At 66.2% G+C, this 18,549-nt stretch carries 14 protein-coding genes; 11 read left to right on the forward strand and 3 right to left on the reverse strand.

Annotation, left to right across the window (positions count from 1 at the left end; genetic code table 11):
- Positions 1-2 precede the first annotated feature (2 nt).
- The 4 genes from VF649_RS09940 to VF649_RS09955 all read left to right on the forward strand — a co-directional run bounded on the left by VF649_RS09940 (position 3) and on the right by VF649_RS09955 (position 4,383).
- The gene (locus VF649_RS09940) at positions 3-1,469 is read left to right on the forward strand and encodes an MFS transporter (protein WP_331011802.1); all 1,467 of its coding nucleotides are present in this window, start codon (positions 3-5) and stop codon (positions 1,467-1,469) included.
- An 80-nt stretch (positions 1,470-1,549) separates the two neighbouring features.
- Positions 1,550-2,764, forward strand: a complete 1,215-nt coding sequence (locus tag VF649_RS09945; protein WP_331011803.1) for an MFS transporter — start codon at positions 1,550-1,552, stop codon at positions 2,762-2,764.
- A gap of 231 nt (positions 2,765-2,995) precedes the next feature.
- The gene (locus VF649_RS09950) at positions 2,996-3,997 is read left to right on the forward strand and encodes a sugar phosphate isomerase/epimerase family protein (protein ID WP_331011804.1); all 1,002 of its coding nucleotides are present in this window, start codon (positions 2,996-2,998) and stop codon (positions 3,995-3,997) included.
- The gene (locus VF649_RS09955) at positions 3,994-4,383 is read left to right on the forward strand and encodes a C-glycoside deglycosidase beta subunit domain-containing protein (RefSeq protein WP_331011805.1); all 390 of its coding nucleotides are present in this window, start codon (positions 3,994-3,996) and stop codon (positions 4,381-4,383) included. The genes VF649_RS09950 and VF649_RS09955 overlap by 4 nt, the downstream gene beginning before the upstream one ends.
- Positions 4,384-4,538: 155 nt before the next feature.
- Here the strand turns inward: VF649_RS09955 and VF649_RS09960 are convergent, their stop codons facing one another.
- Positions 4,539-6,212, reverse strand: a complete 1,674-nt coding sequence (locus tag VF649_RS09960) for a carboxylesterase/lipase family protein (protein WP_331011806.1) — start codon at positions 6,210-6,212, stop codon at positions 4,539-4,541.
- Positions 6,213-6,440: 228 nt separating this feature from the next.
- On the opposite strand from VF649_RS09960, the gene VF649_RS09965 reads away from it, so the two are divergent.
- Both VF649_RS09965 and VF649_RS09970 read left to right on the forward strand, forming a co-directional pair.
- Positions 6,441-8,804 carry a TonB-dependent receptor gene (locus VF649_RS09965; protein WP_331011807.1) on the forward strand — a complete coding sequence of 788 codons (2,364 nt, stop codon included), beginning with the start codon at positions 6,441-6,443 and terminating at the stop codon, positions 8,802-8,804.
- A 150-nt stretch (positions 8,805-8,954) separates the two neighbouring features.
- Positions 8,955-9,518: a DUF1993 domain-containing protein gene (locus tag VF649_RS09970; protein WP_331011808.1), complete on the forward strand. Its 564-nt coding sequence runs from the start codon at positions 8,955-8,957 to the stop codon at positions 9,516-9,518.
- Positions 9,519-9,698: 180 nt separating this feature from the next.
- Here the strand turns inward: VF649_RS09970 and VF649_RS09975 are convergent, their stop codons facing one another.
- Together VF649_RS09975 and VF649_RS09980 are read right to left on the reverse strand one after the other, a co-directional pair.
- Positions 9,699-11,777 carry a hybrid sensor histidine kinase/response regulator gene (locus VF649_RS09975; RefSeq protein ID WP_331011809.1) on the reverse strand — a complete coding sequence of 693 codons (2,079 nt, stop codon included), beginning with the start codon at positions 11,775-11,777 and terminating at the stop codon, positions 9,699-9,701.
- 100 nt (positions 11,778-11,877) lie between these two features.
- Positions 11,878-12,636 (reverse strand): glucose 1-dehydrogenase, encoded by a 759-nt coding sequence (locus VF649_RS09980; RefSeq protein ID WP_331011810.1) that lies wholly within the window; start codon positions 12,634-12,636, stop codon positions 11,878-11,880.
- A 179-nt stretch (positions 12,637-12,815) separates the two neighbouring features.
- Between VF649_RS09980 and VF649_RS09985 the strand changes: the two genes are divergently transcribed.
- From VF649_RS09985 to VF649_RS10005, 5 genes are all read left to right on the forward strand, one after another.
- Positions 12,816-13,304 (forward strand): nuclear transport factor 2 family protein, encoded by a 489-nt coding sequence (locus tag VF649_RS09985; protein ID WP_331011811.1) that lies wholly within the window; start codon positions 12,816-12,818, stop codon positions 13,302-13,304.
- Between the two features lie 97 nt (positions 13,305-13,401).
- Positions 13,402-13,812, forward strand: a complete 411-nt coding sequence (locus tag VF649_RS09990; RefSeq protein WP_331011812.1) for a nuclear transport factor 2 family protein — start codon at positions 13,402-13,404, stop codon at positions 13,810-13,812.
- A gap of 64 nt (positions 13,813-13,876) precedes the next feature.
- Positions 13,877-15,097 (forward strand): cytochrome P450, encoded by a 1,221-nt coding sequence (locus VF649_RS09995; RefSeq protein WP_331011813.1) that lies wholly within the window; start codon positions 13,877-13,879, stop codon positions 15,095-15,097.
- Positions 15,094-16,740, forward strand: a complete 1,647-nt coding sequence (locus VF649_RS10000) for a GMC family oxidoreductase (RefSeq protein WP_331011814.1) — start codon at positions 15,094-15,096, stop codon at positions 16,738-16,740. Before VF649_RS09995 ends, VF649_RS10000 begins: the two co-directional genes overlap by 4 nt.
- A 137-nt stretch (positions 16,741-16,877) precedes the next feature.
- The coding region (locus tag VF649_RS10005) for a TonB-dependent receptor (protein WP_331011815.1) at positions 16,878-18,549 on the forward strand (1,672 nt) is incomplete at its 3' end.

An 18,549-nucleotide genomic window follows, 5' to 3' on the forward strand; every position in this document is an offset into this window, starting at 1 on the left:
CCATGGCGACCGCGCCAGCGCCGGGGCGGCCGATCGCGCGCGAACTCGCCGCCGCGCTTGATCCGCGGGCCCGAACGCTCGCGTTCGTCACGCTGACGATCGCGTTCGTGATGGAGTTGGTCGACGGCACGATCGTCAATATCGCCATCCCGTCGATCCGGGCCGACCTGGGGGCGAGCCCGACGGCCGTGCAGTGGATGGTGGCGGGCTACGCGGTCGCGTTCGCCATGCTGCTGGTCACCGGCGGGCGGCTGGGCGACATGATCGGCTATCGCACGATGTTCGTGGGCGGCATGGCCGGGTTCACGATAACGTCAGTGATGTGCGGCATGGCCGCCACGCCCACGCAACTGGTTCTGGCCAGATTGCTGCAGGGTGCCACCGCCGCCTGCATGGGGCCGCAGGTGATGGCGCTGGTGCAACTCCTCTATCCTCCACAGGAGCGGATCAAGGCGCTGTCGCTGTTCGGCGTGCTCGGCGGCCTGTCGGCGGTTCTCGGGCCGATCGTGGGCGGAGCGTTGATCGACGCGGATATCGCCGGGCTGGGGTGGCGCAGCATCTTCCTGATCAATGTGCCGATCGGGGTGGCCGGCATCGTCGCCGGTCGTGCGCTGCTGCCGCGCGGTGCGTCGCCCGACGCGATCCGGATAGACTGGATCGGGAATGCAGTGCTGATCCTGCTGATGTTCTCGCTGATCCTGCCGATGGTGGAGGGGCGCGAACTGGGCTGGCCGTGGTGGATCTTCGCGCTGCTCGCGCTTGCGCTGCCGCTCGCTGCGCTGTTGCACGGTCACCTGAAGCGCCGGATGGCACGGGCGGGATCGGCGTTGCTGGACCCGGCCATGTTCCGCGAGCGCAGTTTCGCCAACGGGTTGCTGACATCCACGGTGTTTGCCACCGCCGGTGGTGGCCTCCTCATCGTGCTCACTCTGCTGCTTCAGGTGGGATTGAGTCTTGATCCGTTCGTCGCCGGATTGGTGCACGTTCCGTTCGCAGTGGGCGTCGGTCTGGGGGTCGGCCTGCTCGGCCGCCGGGTGTTGCCGCGATTGGGCAGGTCCGTCCTGGCGGCCGGCGCGACGGCGATGGCGGTCGGCGTCCTGGGCCTGTGGTGGGCCGTCGCGAATGACGCCGGCCTCGTCGCCATCGGCATCGCCCTGTTGGTCGCGGGTTTGGGGATGGGAACCTGCGCCGGGCCGCTTTCCCCGATTGCGCTGTCGCGCGTCGATACGCGGCACGCCGGCGCAGCCGGTGCCGCGCTCGGTACGGTCCAGCAACTCGGCAGCGCGATCGGAGCGGCCAGCATCGGTGCGCTCTTCTTCGCGACCGCACATGGCGCGACGGAAGCGACCCCGACGCGCGCCGCCTTCGGCCCGGCCGCCCTGTCGATCTGCCTGCTGCTCTGCATCGTGATCGTCCTCAGCCGGCGGTTTCCGGTCCGGCTGTTCGACGGACCGACCGCAAGGGATTGACTCGGGCACTTAACAGAACGAATGTTCTAATATTAGAAGCACGGATGCGTGCGTCGGGAGAGGTTGATATGCGGTCCTTGATGGAGTCTCTGCGTCGGCTGACGATGATACCGCAGGGCATCACGATCGTGACCGCCGCCTTCCTGCCGATCTTTGCGATCGTCTCCATGTTCCCGGCGGTGCCCGCGATCATCGATCATTTCGCGGCTGATCCCGATGCCCGGTGGAAGGTCCCGATGATGGTGTCTGCGCCCGGGCTGACGATCGCGCTGATCGCGCCGTTCGCCGGGTTCTTCGTCGACCGGTTCGGTCGTCGCCCGCTGCTGATCGGGGCGACATTCCTCTATGGCCTGTTCGGCACGGCGCCCTTCTTCCTCGACAGCCTCAACGCGCTGTTCGCGTCGCGACTGCTGCTGGGTGTCGCCGAAGCGGCGATCCTGACCATCGTGAACACGCTGATCGGCGACTATTGGGATGATCGGGGCCGGCGCGACTGGCTGCTGCTGCAGGGACTGGCCGGGCCGTTCCTGGCGTCCGGTGTGATCCTGTTGTCCGGGCACGCATCGGCCATCCGCTGGAACGGCATCTTCCTGGTCTATGCCGTCGCCTTCCCGATCTTTTTCGCCATGCTGGCCTACCTGTTCGAACCCAAGCGCGAAGACGGTGCGACCGTGACTGATCTGGCACAGGCGCCCAAGGCCCGTGTTCCGTTTCCCACCCTGTCCGTGGCGTTGATCGGGGTCGTGACGCTGGCGGCCTCGGCGCTCTACTACGTCTTCATCATCTCGGGCGGTCTCGCCTGGCGGGAGGTGGGCGTGCAATCGGCCGCCCAGATCGGCGAGCTGACGGTGATCCCCAGCCTTTTCGTGATGCTGGGCGCGGTCATCTTCCGCGTCGTCAGCAGCCGGTCCAACGGTGTCCAGCTCGGCATCTTCTTCGCGCTGATCGGCGTCGGGCTTGCTGGCATCGGCCTTGCCGCCGACTGGCGACAGATGACGGCGGCGCTGATCGTGCAGCAGACGGGGGCCGGCATGGCGGTGCCGGCACTGATCGCCTGGGCGCAGACGAAGCTGCCGTTCGAGCATCGCGGCCGCGGCATGGGCGTATGGACCGCCTGCTTCTTCTTCGGCCAGTTTTCCAGCCCGTGGATCGTGCACCAGTTCAACAATGTGACCGGCACGATGCAGGGCGCCTTCCTGGTTGCGGGCATCTTCGGGATCGTCGTTGCGGTGCTCGCCTTCACACTCGGACGCCGCACGACGACGCCGGCTGCCATCATGGGTCAGGCGGCATGACGGGCGCGAACGAATGCACGGGCCGCTACCGCGATCCGGCGTGATGTTCCCGGGCGCATCGCGCCGGACGGTCGTGGCGTCGCCGGCAGGGGCCCGATCGCAGCTGCCGTCTCGACCAACCGGTCCCGGCAGGTCGACCCGGCGGTCGCTGGCCATGTGGCGGCGCTGATCCGTCCTTCGCAACGACGCCACGCCGAGCCACGTCACGCACCATCAGGATGAGAAATCGACATGGAAACTACCGTCAAACGCGGCATCAGCCTGTACAGCTTCCAGGAGGAACTGTTCCTCGGGCAGATGTCCGTCGAAGATTGCGTCGCCTTCGCCGCGTCGATCGGCGCGAAGGGGATCGAGATCCTGCCCGAGCAGAATATCCCATCCTTCCCCAACGTGACCGATGCCGAGGTCGGCAAGTGGCGGGAGACGATCGCCCGGCACGGATGCGAGCTGACATGCTACGACATGTTCCTCGATACCAAGCGACGGCGCGACCGGCCGATGACCGATGAGGAGCAGATCCAATCGATCCGGCGCGATCTGGTGCTCTGCAACCGCCTCGGCATCCGCAACATGCGCATCCTGGTGTTCGTCCGCCCCGACGTTCTGGAGCGTTGCGTGCCCTATGCGGAGGAGCTTGACGTGCATATGGGGGTCGAGGTCCATGCACCCTGGCACATAGAACATGCCTGGATCCTGCGCACCGTGGAGGTCGCCGACCGGCTCGGCACCCAACATCTTGGCCTGCTGCCCGACATGGGCATCTTCATGAAGCATTTTCCGCCCGTATGGCGGGCGCGGTTCGAGCGTGACGGCGCCCGGCCGGAAATCGCGCAGTTCATCGTCGATCAGCACGAGGCCAAGATCATGGCCGAATACACGATCTACGATGTCGCGGTGCGGATGAAGGGCAACCCCATCGAGGTCCGGATGGCGGAGGCGCTGCGCCACGCGCCCTATTCCAATCCCAAGCGCATTCGCGACTACATCCCGTATTTCCGGCACATCCAGGCCAAATTCTACGAGATGACCGAGGACGCGCGGGATCCGTCGCTGGCCTATGATGAGGTCATTCCGGAACTCGTTGCCGGCGGCTGGAACGGGTATCTTTCAAGCGAGTATGAAGGAAATCGCTGGGTGCAGGATGTCGAGGAGGTGGACAGCCGCGAACAGGTCCGCCGGCAGCACCGCATGTTCGAGCGCCTTCTGGGCGCACACGACCGGGAGAATGCATGATGTTCGACAAATATCTGATCGACGCCGACAGCGTCCGCGACACCCGCTCAACCACGGATCCTGACGGTTTCTCGTTCTCGGCGAAGCTTGGCTATTATCGCGGTCTGGGCCTGTCGATGATCGAGGAACTGGCGGTATCGATCGATGGCGAGGAACTGCCGCGCGCGGCAGTTCGCTTCGATGACGGCCATGGTCCGTTGACGCTGGACGAGATGGAGACGGCATATGATCGCCGCTGGGCGTTCGGGACACCGGCCACGATCCTGGTCACCCGTCCCGGCGGGTTTCCGCGCGGTTCCCACGATCTCGGGCTGCGCCAGAAGCTGCGCGTGTCATATCTGCCGTTTCCGTCGTTCAACACCGACCGCAAGACGATCGTGCGGTGACGGCGTCGTGCGGCTGAGCATGTCGGTGTCCGCATCGGCGGCCCGCGTTCAGCCGCATTCGCCCGGAGCCCATGGTCGGTCCTGTGGATGACCAGCGCCAGGACGTGATCACCCGATCGTTCCGCGTTGTCGCGGCGTGGCGCGCGGGGCCGCCGTCATGCCCGGGCGACGGCGAAGACGTGGCGTGCCGGGTCCGATCGTACGACGCCCGTCCTGTCGAAGACGACCGTGGGGTTGCCGGGCGCATGGGCTGGCCAGGCTCGGCCTTCCACCACCGGCCGTCCCGTTGATGCGAAGCTCACGAACGCGTCGGCCATGATCCCGGCGAGCCGTTGCGCGGCGGCATCGTTGGCCGTCAGCTGGTCGCACTTCTCGGTATTGTCGAAGGCATAGGCGATGTCGGCGCAGTGCGGCACGCCGATCCTGCCGTCGAGCAGCGGCGACGGATGCATGAACCAATATCCGTATGCGGCCGCGCCGCCCTGCTGGCGCTTCAGGTCCAATTGCCGCAACGCCGCGACTCGCCAGCCGATCCCGCTGACCACGCCGTTGTGGTCGTTCGGCCCCAAGCCGGGGAAATCCTGGCGCAGCGCCTCCAACATGGCCGGCGCCCGGGTTCCGTACAGAGAAGCGACTCGTGCCTCCAGCTGCGGTTGATCGACCACGATCGACGAGAGGCGAAACTCGTCGCGGACCGTGCCGACCATCAGCGGTATGTCGTGCGACACCGCGGGGGCGCCGTTCACCCACGGCTCGGCCGCGACGACGGTGCCGTCACCGACGGGCGCCCACACGCGTGAACCGGCGATGGGTCCGCGTGCCCCGGCGGGGGATGCGGCGGCGGCGGCCTTCTGTACCGCTTCGGCTGCGGCCACCAGCGCGCCGGCGGGAACGGCACGCAGACCCGCCACGTCGGACACGCCCAGGCGCTGCATCACGGCGTCGGTCGCCTGGCGTGCGTCGATCCGCGATCGCGCGGTCGGGAAGGAACCGCTCATCACGATCGCCCGGTGGAACAGTCCGCGCGCCGCCGGCATCGCCATCAGCGTCGATACCTTGCTGCCGCCCCCGGATTGACCGAACACCGTCACCCGGTCCGCATCGCCGCCGAACGCTGCAATGTTGTCACGGACCCATTGCAGCGCCAGTACGATGTCGAGCATGCCGGCGTTGCCCGACGTCGCCAGCGCGGCATCGTCGAGGTGGGACAGGTCCATGAAACCGAACGCCCCCAGCCGATGCGTCACGCTGACCACCACCGCGCCGCGGCGGGCGAGGCGATTGCCGTCATAGGCAGGCTGCTCGTACGCCGATCCGGTCACGAAGCCACCGCCGTGCAGCCAGACCATCACCGGCAGCTTGCCGTGCGCTTCCACCGACGGCGTCCAGACGTTCACCGTCAGGCAGTCCTCGCTTGGATAGCGATCCTCCCAGTCCGCGATGAACGCCATTTCATCATTGGACCAGTTGCGCGCCGGTTGCGGGCATTGCGGACCTTTCGACAGACACGACCGCACGTCGGACCAGGCGGTCGGCGGCGTGGCGGGCGCGAAACGGCGCGCACCATCGGTCGGTCCACCATAGGGAATGCCCCGAAAGGTGAAGATGCCGTGCCGGGTGAAGCCCCGGATGCGCCCCGCGTTCGTCGCGACGATCGCGGCGTCGGGCGTGGCGACGCCGCCGCCCGACACGCCCGCCGCATTGCGCGCCGCACCTGCATCCGTTCGGCCGGGTGACAGCAGCAGGGTTCCGACCACGGCGCTGCCGATCAGGGCGCGCCGGCTTACCACACCGTCCTGATTGCCGGTCTGCGGATCGTCGATCCTCACGCGACCGTCATCCGATCGTGCGGCGTCGCTGCGACTGGTTTCACAAGGCCCCTCCTATTATATAAGAATGACTGTTCTAATTTATTCCTATGGCCAACCGACTCAGGCTTGACCGAACTAAAATACGCATTCTATATAAGCCGTGTAAACCGGATTAAGCCGGAACACGGGAGTGAGGGGAGGATCATGAGAGCACGCGCTATTCGTTGTCTGCTGGGAAGCAGTCTTTTGGCGTATGGGGCCCCGATCGTCGTGGTGCCGGCTGCGGCGCAGGGCGTCGTGCCTGCCGCTGATGCTGGCGCCGCTGCGGCCGCCGCACAGCCGCAGGATACCGCCGGTGCGCCGGGGCAGGTGGATCCGTCGTCGCCAGGCACGCCGCAACCGGACGCGGATGTGTCGGGCGACATCATCGTCACCGCGCAAAACCGCGCGCAGCGAATCCAGGATGTTCCGATCGCGATCAATGTGATCGGCTCGGAGGCGTTGCGCGACAATGGGGTGACCGATTTCAACTCATTGGCTCGGGTCGCGCCGGCTCTGCAGATCACGAACGATACGACCTTCACGCGCGTGGCCATTCGCGGCGTCGGCACCAACAGCAATGACGAGGTGCAGGACCAGTCGATCGCGATCAACATCGACGGCGAATATATCAGTCGCGCTACCGTGCTGAACGCCGCGCAGTTCGACCTCGACCGGGTCGAGGTGCTGCGTGGGCCGCAGGGGACGCTTTACGGCCGCAACTCCACCGGCGGCGCGATCAATTTCATCACGCGCAAGCCAGGCGACCGCTTTTCCGTCGAAGGATCGGCATCCTACGGCAATTATGACCAGTATATCGTCGAAGGGGGCGTGGACCTTCCGTTCGGTTTTGGCGGACTGCGGCTGTCGGGCATCTACAACGACAATGACGGCTACACCTACCATCCCAACGTGAACGCACGGAGCGGTGCCACGCGCACGGCCGCCGGCCGGGCCACGCTTCGCCTGAAGCCGGTGGACAATCTGATCATCGATGTCGCCGGCGAATATGGCACGACGCGGGTCATCACGCCGGCGCAGGCGTTCGTGAACCTCAACCTGCCGGGCAACGGACCAGGAGCCACCTGCGCGCTCAACGGCTATATCGAAATCGCGCCGTTGACGCCTGGCGTCCAATGCTATCCCCAGAACACCAATTTCCTCAGCCAGGTCGACCGGCATCGGTACAACGCCCCGGCGACGGGCGTCGGATATGCACGGCGCGAGACGGTGGCGGTTCGCGGGCGTGCGGCCTATGACTTCGGCCCGGCGACGCTGACCTATACCGGCGGCTACCGCGATACGGACGCCGACCCGGGGCGCACCACGCTGTCGCCGGCCTTCACCACCTTCAGCTACGGCAACAGCGTGGCGACGCAAAGCCACGAACTGCGCCTGAATGGCGAGACGCCGGGCGGCTTTGTCTGGCAGACGGGCGGCTTCCTGTTCCGGGAACGGCAGGAAAATGCAGGCCAGGGGCTTTATACGTCAGCACTGGGTCCGAACGGCGGCTTCATCACCTATTTTCGACGGCCGTTCGTGAAGATCCGTAACTGGGCGGCATTCGGGCAGGTGGACGTTCCGCTTGCCGATCGGCTGACGGCGGTGGCGGGTCTTCGCTATACCAAGGATAATCGCTCCGCCATTTACGAGCAGCTGGGTTTCCGGTTCAACTCGGGTCCAGGCCGCATCGACGCACCCGCGACCGCCGCGCAGACGTTCAACCTGAAGACCGACGCCGACAAGATCACTTGGCTTGCCGGGCTCAACTTCAAGCTCGACCGCGATACGTTATTGTATGCGAAGGTCGCGACGGGCTTCAAGGCAGGCGGCTTCGACGCCGTTGGCACCTATGATCCGGAAACCAATACCGCTTATGAAGCGGGCGCCAAGTTCAGCTTCGGATCGGGCGGTCGCAACACGTTCAATCTCGCCAGCTTCTATTACGATTACAAGAACCTGCAGGCATCGGTCCTGATCGATTCGGCACTGGGCCAGCAGATCTTCAATGCAGGCAAGGCGACGATCTGGGGGGTCGAGGCGGAAATGAGTGTTGCACTTGACGACAATAATCGCTTCAATGCCAGCTTCAACTATCTCAACGCGCGGTACGACAGGTTGCTGGCCTCCTATCCGGTCTTCTGCGTCGGTTGCGCGGCGACCGGTGTGGGTGATCTCGACACCAATCCCGCAACGGTGACGCAGCCCAACCTGTCGGGCAATGTTCCGCCCCAGTCGCCGAAGTTCATCGTCACGACCGGCTACGACCACGACTTCGACTTCGAGTTCGGTGTCGTGACCGCCAGCGTGTTCTCGCGGTTCAAGAGCGCCTACTTCCTGGATATCTTTAATGGACGGGACTCCACGCAGAAGTCCTTTACGCAAACCGATCTCAATCTGAAGTACCAGCCACTGGACAAGAAGTGGAACGTGCAAGCCTTTGTTCAGAACATAGAGGACATTCGGCCGCTGGCTTATGCGGGCTTCACCGCCGCCGGCAACGACGACATCTACAACTGGCAGTTTGGTGCACCCAGAACCTATGGTGTCCGAGTGGGCGTAAATTTCTGATCCACATTTGGTCCGATGAACCGGTGGCCCGCGCGTCTTCGTGACGGGCGGGCCAGATTTTGATCCTTGTTGAGTGCCGGTCTGACCGTGTGAGAAACCGCTCCTCGGTCAGGCATGGCGCTGGCCGTTGGTCCGTGTATGAACATGCGGATGAGCCCAACCAACCTCGTCGTCCCGACTTTCACGCAGATGCTGAGCACGATGTCCGGATGGCTCGACAAAGCGCAAAAGGCCTCAGGCGGAGCGGCGGACAGGTTGCTCCTCGCGCGTCTCGCACCGGACATGTTTCCGTTGGGGACGCAGGTTCGCTTCGCGTGCGTGCAGGCCTGGGAAGCTGTGTGTCGATTGAAGGGCGAGGACTTTCCGGCGTTCATCACGACGCTTCTTGATGAAGGGCGGAACGCGGGCGAACATCCCGGCACGGTTGCCGACGCGCAGGCCCGGATCAGCGAAACAATGGCCATGCTCGACCGTCTGGCGCCCGATGCGCTGGATGGCGACCCCGGGCGAACCATCGCGCACGCGCTGCCAACGGGCATGACCTTCGACCTGACGGCCGAGCAATATGTCCGCGACTGGACGCTCCCCCAGTTGTACTTCCACCTGATGACCGCCTACGCGATCCTCCGCAGCCAAGGCGTGGACATCGGGAAGGCTGATTATGTCCCGCACATGTTCGCCTATCTTCGACCCGGAACACTGCCCGCCGCCTAGCGGTCGTCGCTGGTTCCCGAGATCGCATCGTTTGTAAGGGGATGCGCCCCGCTCGGGGTGACATTCACCGCCACACCGCGGCCGCGCTTGCCGCCGATGAAACGGCAATCCGGCCCACGGGCAGGGCGTTCCCAAGATCGCCCTGCGATGCCTGTCGGCGGACGGGACCCGTGCACGCGATCAGGATCCCAGCATCGACCGCACCCGCCGGGTCAGATCCGACATGGTGAACGGCTTGGTAAGCAGCTCCATCCCCGGCTCCATGTGACCGTTGCCGACGGCGGCATTCTCCGCATAGCCGGTGATGAACAGCACCGGCAGGCCGGGGCGCGCCGCCCGCGCGGCATCGGCGACCTGGCGTCCGTTCATGCCGTTGGGCAGCCCGACATCGGTGATGAGCAGGTCGACCCGGCCGTCCGACTGCAGCATCTTCAGCCCTTGCGGCCCGTCGGCCGCGACGATCACCCGGTATCCCAGTTCGCCGAGCAGCTCTTCGATCAGCCGGCGGATGGTCTGTTCGTCATCGACGACCAGCACCGTCATCCCGCCGCCGTCGACATCGACGGGGGCGCTGGCCTCCGTCGTCGCCGCGTCCACGTCGCCGGCATGACGCGGGAGGTAGATGCACATCGTCGTCCCTTGGCCGACTTCCGAGTAGATGCGGACCTGTCCGCCCGACTGGCGCGCGAACCCGTAGATCATCGACAGGCCGAGGCCGGTTCCCTCGCCCAGCGGCTTCGTGGTGAAGAAGGGGTCGAACGCCCGCGCCTGCGTCTCCTCGCTCATGCCCGTGCCGGTGTCGGTGACGCAGACCGACAGATACTGGCCCGGCGGCAGGTCGTGTTCGACACCGGACCGGTCGTCCACCCACCGGTTTGCGGTTTCGATCGTCAGGCGACCGCCGTCCGGCATCGCATCCCGTGCGTTGATGCAGAGGTTGAGCAGCGCGTTTTCGAGCTGGCTCGGATCGATCAGAGCGGTCCACAAGCCGGCCGCGCCGACGACCTCCATCGTGATGGCGGGGCCGACGGTGCGGTGGATCAGATCCTCCATGCCCGCGATCAGCCGGTTGACGTCGACCGGTTTCGGGTCGAGCGTCTGTTGCCGGGAGAAGGCCAGCAGGCGTTGCGTGAGCGCCGCGGCCCGGCGCCCGGCGCCCTGCGCCGCGATGATGAACCGGTCGGCATCCGCCAGTCGTCCTTGTTCGGCCCGCATCTGCAGAAGTTCGAGATTGCCCATCAGGCCGGTGAGCAGATTGTTGAAGTCGTGGGCGAGCCCACCGGTCAGCTGCCCGACCGCCTCCATCTTCTGCGCCTGTCGCAGGGCGGCCTGCGCGGCACGAAGTTCGGCCTGCTGTTCGCGCTCGGCCGTGACGTCGCGGCCGTAGGCGTAGATCAGCGTCTGCTCCGGCGCCGCCACCCAGGAAATCGTCCGCAACGCGTCGCTCTTCGTGCGGTAGCGATTCTCGAACGTGGGCAGCGAGTCCTCGCGCGCATGCTGCAGCGCCTCAAGGCTCGGTGCCACGTCGTCGGGGTGGACGAAGTCGAACACGGCCTTGCCGATCATCTCCTGCTCCGACCAGCCCAGGATGGCGGTCGTCGCCGGGTTGATCCGGCGGAACACGCCGTTGCCATCGATGACCACGAAGATATCGCGCGCGTTGCGCCAGACGCGGTCCAGATCGGCTGCGGTCGCCGCCACGCGCTGTTCCAGCGTCTGGTTCAGATCGCGCAATGCGGCTTCCGCCGTGACCTGCCGCGTCGTTTCGGTGCAGGCGCAGAACATGCCCGCAATATGTCCGGCATCGTCGCGGACGGGTGAATAGGAGAAGGAGAAGGTCGTCTCCTCATCGAAACCGTGGCGGTTCATCCGCAGCGGCAGATTTTCGAGCCGCACTGCCTCACCCGCCATGGCCTTGTCGATCAACGGCGCTATGTCGTTCCAGATCTCCGCCCAGATCGCGTGAAACGGCCGCCCGAGCGCGGCCAGATGCTTCGTGCCGAGGATGGCGGAATAGGCGTCGTTGTATAGGAACGTCAGCTCCGGTCCCCAGGCGATGAACATGGGGAAACCCGAATCGAGCATCAGCGTGACCGATGCGCGCAGCGATGCGGGCCACGAACCCGGATGGCCCAGCGGAGTCGCCGCCCAGTCCAACGCTCGCATGCGCGCGGCCATGTCGGAACGCCCGACGAACAGGCGGGCGAGGTCCCCGGCGATATCGGTGGAGATGTCTTTTGTCTGATCAATGCCGGTCATGTCCGCCCCATAGCACAGGCATGCGAACCGCCGTCGACCTAATCAGATGCAATCCATGTAGGGCCGCGGGTGCGACGCCGTCGGGCGATCGGCGCGCGGATCATTGCGCCGTCAGGCCGCCGTCGACGACGAACTCCGCCCCGGTGACGTAGCGGGCCTCGTCGGAGGCGAGAAACAGGACCATGTTGGCGACGTCGGCGGGATCACCCATCATCCCCATCGGAATGCCGGCCGTGATGATCGCGAATTGATCGGGATTGTCCTTCAGCGCGACCGATTGCATTCCGGTCAGGATCATGCCGGGATGGACCGAGTTGACGCGGATCCCCTGCTTGGCCGTTTCCAGCGCGATCGCCTTTCCGAACAGGCGAAGTCCGGCCTTGCTGGCCGCATAGGCGGAGACGCCGGGAATACCCACCAGTCCCGCCACCGACGACAGGTTGATGATCGATCCGCCGCGGCCCGCCGCGCGCATCGCCGCGACGCCCGCACGCATGCCCAGGAAGCCGCTGGTCATGTTGACCTCCATCTGCCGCGCATAATCCTGCGGCGTCAGCGCCTCGATCATGCGCAGGATGGCGATGCCGGCATTGTTGACGAGGATGTCGAGCCCGCCGCCTTCGGCCACAATCTCCGCAATGACCGTGTCCCAGGCGGTTTCGCTGGTCACGTCATGGACCAGACCGCGGGCGCGGCCGCCAATCTCGGCCGCGCGGGCCTGCACGCCTGCCGCGTCGATGTCGGTCAGCCAGACGGTCGCGCCTTCCTCCGCCAGCCGGCGGGCGGTGGCCGCACCCAGCCCGCCGTCGGAGCCGGCGCCGGTCACCAACGCGGTCTTGCCTGCCACCCTTCCGGTCATGTCCGTCTCCTAGATCCTCGCGCCTAGATGCGGTGCGGCGGCGGGCCCGGTCACCTAGCCAAGCTGGCAGCTTGTCGCCTGCGCGCGGCGCGCCGATCCAGCGGTATCGCCGTCGTCCGGCAGGACATGGCTGACATGCCGGCCGGGCGACTGCAGGCGGGTGATGACGGAGGGCGGGCATGATGGAAACCGGCGCGGTGGACCCCGTCCAGCGACTGCTCGCGATCGAGGCGATCAAGCAGCTGAAGGCGCGGCACTTCCGGTGCATGGATAGCCGGGACTGGGCCGGTCTGCGCGCGGTCTTCTGCGACGATGCCGTGTTCGATGCGCGCGGCGCGTTGAGCCTGGACGGTGCGCGCGGTGCCGGCTGGAACGCCGACTGGGTCTATCGTGGTGGCGCGGCCATCACCGATTTCGTGCGCGACACCGCCGGACCGTGGCGCACCGTCCATCATGGCCACGGGCATGAGATCGCGCTGCTGTCCGCCACCGATGCCCGGGGCGTGATCGCGGTGGAGGATCAGATCTGGGCGCCGGATAGCGGTGCGTCCTATCTCCACGGTTGCGGCTATTATCATGAGGATTACCGGATGGGGTCGGACGGCTGGCGCATCCTGACATCGCGCCTGACGCGGCTCCATATCGCGCTGGGTCCGGCGGCCGGCTGATCGGATCGGGTTGGGCGGTGCCCGGCGCTGAAACAAAGGAGAGGTGCGCGCGGTCCGCGCAGGCACGACGATGGCGGGATCCGCCAGGAGGATTTTCATGACCCAGCAGGACCATAACCTGAACCAGACCAGGCGCCTCTATGCACTGTCCGCGGCGGGAGACTGGGCGGCGGTGCGCGACATGCTGGATGACGATTTCTGCGCGACCGAGGCGCCGGGCCTGCCCTATGCGGGTACCTTTCGTGGCAAGGACGGTCTGCGCGCGCTGTTCGTGCTGGTCATGGGCATGATGGCGATCGAGGCGATGGACCTGATCGAGATGACCGCGGGTGGCGACTGGGTGATCGTGCTGGTCACGATGCGCGCACGCGACGCGGATGGTCCGTTCGACATCGAACTTGCGGAGGCGACCCGTTACCGCGACGGCCGGGTGATCGAACTCAAGCCCTTCTACTTCGACCCGGCGGCGGTGCATCGGGCGGTCGCGGCGAAATGCGCGGCGGCATAGCGGCCGGCGCCAAGCTCCGCGTTTGATCAGGTGACGGCCGCCGCGGCGATCCTATCCTGCGGCGATGACCACCCTAGTCGCCGACCTTCCACCGCATGTCGATGCCGATCGCGTCGTCGATTTCGACATCTATGCGCCGCCCGGGGCGGAACAGGATTTCTTCGCGGCCTGGCTGGCGTTGCAGCGGCGGCCCGGGCCCGCGATGCTGTGGACCGCGCGCAACGGCGGGCACTGGATCGCGACGCGGGGGGAGGTCATCCGCACGCTGTGGGCGGACACCGAAAGTCTGTCCAGCGCGGTGCTGTCGGTGACGCCGGGACTTGGCACGGTGATGCAGTTCATCCCGCTTCAGCAGGACCCGCCCGAACACAAGCCGTTCCGCAAGGCGGTGATGCGCGGCTTCGCATCGCAGTTCATCGTCGCGATCGAACCGCAGGTGATCGATGTCGCGCGCGCGCTGATCGCATCGCTGGCCGGTCGCGACGGGTGCGAATTCGTCGCCGAATTCGCGGAGATCCTGCCGATCAACATCTTTCTGACGCTGATCGGCGTGCCGACCGAGGATCGCGCGATGCTGCGCGAACTGGGAGCGCAACTGACCCGGCCCGACGGATCGATGACCGTTGCGCAGCTGTGCCAGGCCGCCGACGACTATCTTGCGCCCTATGTCGAAAGCCGTCTGGCACAGCCGGGCGAGGACATGTTCAGCCGTATCCTTTCCGTCCCGATCGACGGCCGCCCTTGGACGCTGGACGAGGCGCGGCGGATGTGCCGGAACCTGTTGTTCGGCGGTCTGGACACGGTGGTGGCCATGGTCGGTTTCATCATGCTGCACTTGGCCCGCCATGCCGATGACCAGGCACGCCTGCGCGCCGACCCCGCGCTGATCCCGGCGGCGGTGGACGAACTGATGCGGCGCTATGCCAGCGTGTCGGTCAGCCGCAACTGCGTGCGCGACGTCGCGGTCGACGGCATCGTCCTGAAGACCGGCGACATCGTCTATCTGCCCAGCATGCTGCATAATCTCGACCCCGATTGTTTCGACGCGCCCGATGTCGTGCGGTTCGATCGCGGGCTGAACCCCACACGCCATTCGACCATGGGGCAGGGCGCGCATCGCTGCGTCGGTGCCGGACTGGCGCGGATGGAGCTTGTCGTCGTGCTGCGCGAATGGCTCGCACGGATGCCGCCCTTCCACGTCGATCCGGCGCAGGCGGTACGGATGAAGGCCGGCAATGTCGGGGCCTGCACCGCCATCCCCTTGCGCTGGGATGCGGGGGCATGACGCCGCCCGGCGATGCCGCGGATGTGTGGGACTATGTCATCGTCGGCGCGGGGTCCGCGGGATGCGTGCTGGCCAACCGGCTGTCCGCCGACGGCCGATCGCGCGTCCTGCTGCTGGAAGCGGGCGGCGGTGATCGCCACCCCCTGATCCACATGCCCAAGGGCATGGCCAGGCTGGTGATGGACCCACGGCATTGCTGGCATTTCCCGGTCGCCCAGCCGCGGGTGCCGGGTGAAGCCGCCGGCGAGACCTGGGTACGCGGCCTGGGACTTGGCGGATCGTCGGCGATCAACGGCATGATCTATGTCCGCGGCCAGCCGGAGGATTATGACGAATGGGAGGCGCGCGGCGCCGCCGGCTGGGGCTGGTCCACGATGAAGGCCGCGTTCCGTGCGATCGAGGATCATGACCTGGGCGACGACGGCGTGCGGGGAAGCGGCGGGCCGGTGCATGTCAGCACGCGCCATTTCCGCTATCCCGTGGCGGACGCTTTGATCGCGGCGGGCGAACAGATGGGGCTGGCGCGGCGCGACGACCTGAACCGCGAGGATCAGGAGGGGGTCGGCTATTACGCGCACAACATCCGCGGCGGCCGCCGGCAAAGTGCGGCGACGGTGTTCCTGAAACCGGCGCGCGGGCGGCCGAACCTGACCGTGGTCACCGGGGCGATGGCAGACCGCATCCTGTTCGATCGCGGGCGTGCGGTGACCGTGGTCGCGCAGGTCGGGGGCGTACAGCGCCGGTTCGCGGTGGCGGGCGAGGTGATCCTGGCTGCCGGCACGCTGATGTCCCCGGCGATCCTGCAACGATCGGGAATCGGGCCGGGCGCAGTATTGCGCGCGGCCGGTGTCGAAACGCTGGTGGACAGCCCCGACGTCGGCGCGCGGATGCGCGACCATCTCGGTTTTTCGATGGCCTATCGGTTGAAGCATGATCGCGGAATCAACCATGAGTTTTACGGTCGCGGCCTCTGGAAGAACATCGCGCGTTATTATCTGACACGCAGCGGGCCGCTGGCGACCGGACCGTTCGAGGTGGGCGCGTTCGTGCGGACCACATCCGAAACCGACCGTCCCGATGTCCAGCTCTACATGGGCGGGTTCACCTTTGCGCGCGGCGGCGACGACAATTTTCCGGTGCCGCTGGCGGATGTGGAGCGGGCGCCGGGTGCCACCTGCTACGGCCAGTTGCTGCGCCTGACCAGCGAGGGAAGCGTGCGGATCACGTCGGCGGACCCGGCCGTGCTGCCGGAACTCAGGCCGAACTGGATGACGACGGCGGACGACCGCGCCGCCGCCGTCGCGATGATCCGGTACATGCGCCGTTACATGAGCCAGCCGGCACTGAGCGGCGTAATCGCGCACGAGGTCTTTCCCGGCGCCCAGCAGGAGAGCGACGAGGCGCTGTTCGACCTGTTCCGTCGCCTGTCGACCTGCGGCACGCATGCGGTGGCGAGTTGCCGGATGGGATCGGACAATGCGGCGGTGGTCGACGCGGACCTGCGCGTGAACGGGGTGACGGGGGTGCGGGTGGTCGATTGCTCGGTCATGCCGGCACCGGTGTCCGGCAACACCAATGCGCCGGCGATGGCGCTCGCCTGGGCGGCGGCGGACCGCATGATGAAATCGGACAGACCGGCATGATCGGGCCGCGCGCGCTGCCGTTCGGCCGCGGCGGAAATGCGGCTGGCTGGCCTATTGCGTAGGTGACGCCCGGTTCCGCGCCGGACCATGAATGGACCCAAGACAATAAACATCTTAGCTGTCCTTAGGGGGGAAGCATGAAAGCATTCTGCGATCGCGCCATGATACTGGCGTTGGGTGGATGGGCGCTGGCGCAGTCGGGGGCAGCCCTGGCGCAGGACGCCGCTGTTCCTGCGACCCCGGAGGCGGGAGCGGCATCCGCGGCGGCAATCGCCGATCCGGTGCCGGTCGCCGCCACTGCCGCCGGAAACGGCGACGAGGTCCAGGCAGTCTTCGTCACCGCGCGCCGCCGTAACGAGACCATCCAGACCACGCCCGTCGCCGTGACGGCGATCGCACCCGCCACGCTGGAGGCGACCGCGACGGTCAATATCGGCCAGTTGCAGGGGGCGGCGCCCGGCGTGCTGATCACCACCCAGTCCACGGGTGCGTCGACCGCCAACATATCCATCCGCGGGATCGCCTTCGCCGACGTCGAGAAGAGTTTCGATCCCGCGGTGGGTGTCAATGTCGACGGCGTGTATATCGGCACGTCGACCGGGCAGCTGCTCGACTTCTTCGACATCGAATCGATCGAGATCCTGCGCGGCCCGCAAGGGACGTTGTTCGGCCGCAATACGATCGCGGGCGTCATCAACGTGCGGCGCACCCGCCCGACCGGCGAATTGGGCGGCAAGTTCGAGGCGAGCTACGGCAGTTTCGACCAGATCGGGCTGCGCGGCATCCTGAACCTGCCGGTCGTGGACGGCCTGCTGGCGGCCAAGCTGTTCGGCTTTCATAACGAGACCGAAGGCTATCTGAAGCGGGCGGGCACCGGGGAGCGGCTCGGCAAGAGCAGCAACCAGAATTTCGGCGCGGCCTTCCTGCTGACACCGACACCCGATTTCGATGCGCTGCTGACCCTGGAGCAGCAGGATCAGCATTTCGATCCCTATAACGGATCCCTGCTGCGTCCCGGCGACGCCTTCTGCACGTTCGTGCCGGCCGGCGCCTGCGGCGGCAACAACACGACGGACCAATATACGATCTATCCGGGCCTCGATCCGATCGGTCGCTACCGCGCCCGCGCTGCAACGCTGGAAATGAACCTGACCGCAGGCCCCGTGAAGGTGACGTCGGTCACGTCGTACCGCGAAAGCGACGAAGCGCAGCGGCAGGACTATGGCACCGCCGGCCTCTACGATGCGCGCCGTGACCAGACATATCATCAGTTCAGCCAGGAACTGCGCGCCAGCGGAAAGCTGGCCGACACGTTCGACTATGTTGCCGGCGTCTATTATTTTGAAAGCGAGTACCGGCTGGTTCAGCAGACAAATGTGTTCGGGGCCTTTGCAGGATTGCAGGACACGACCGGCAAATCGCGTTCGGAAGCGGCCTTCATCGATCTCAACTGGGAATTCCTGCCGCGTCTGCGGCTTTCGGGCGGCGGTCGCTATACCCATGATACCAAGCAGAACATCAATCCCCTGCTCTACACCGGCGCCAAGAAGGCGTCGTGGAGCAAGTTCACGCCGCGGGTGACGCTGGATTACCGCCCGACCGATGACCTGATGGTCTATGGATCCTGGTCACGCGGCTATCGGTCGGGCGGGTTCAACGGTCGCGGCCAGACGATCTTCTCCGCCAGCACCCCCTATGATCCGGAAACGGTGACCGCCTATGAAGTCGGCCTGAAGAGCGAGTTCTTCAATCGTCGCGTGGCGTTCAACATCGCCGCCTACGACACCGACTATAAGGGGATCCAGCAGA

This window comes from Sphingomonas sp. (genome assembly GCF_036387535.1).
Classification (GTDB): Bacteria; Pseudomonadota; Alphaproteobacteria; order Sphingomonadales; family Sphingomonadaceae; genus Sphingomonas_R.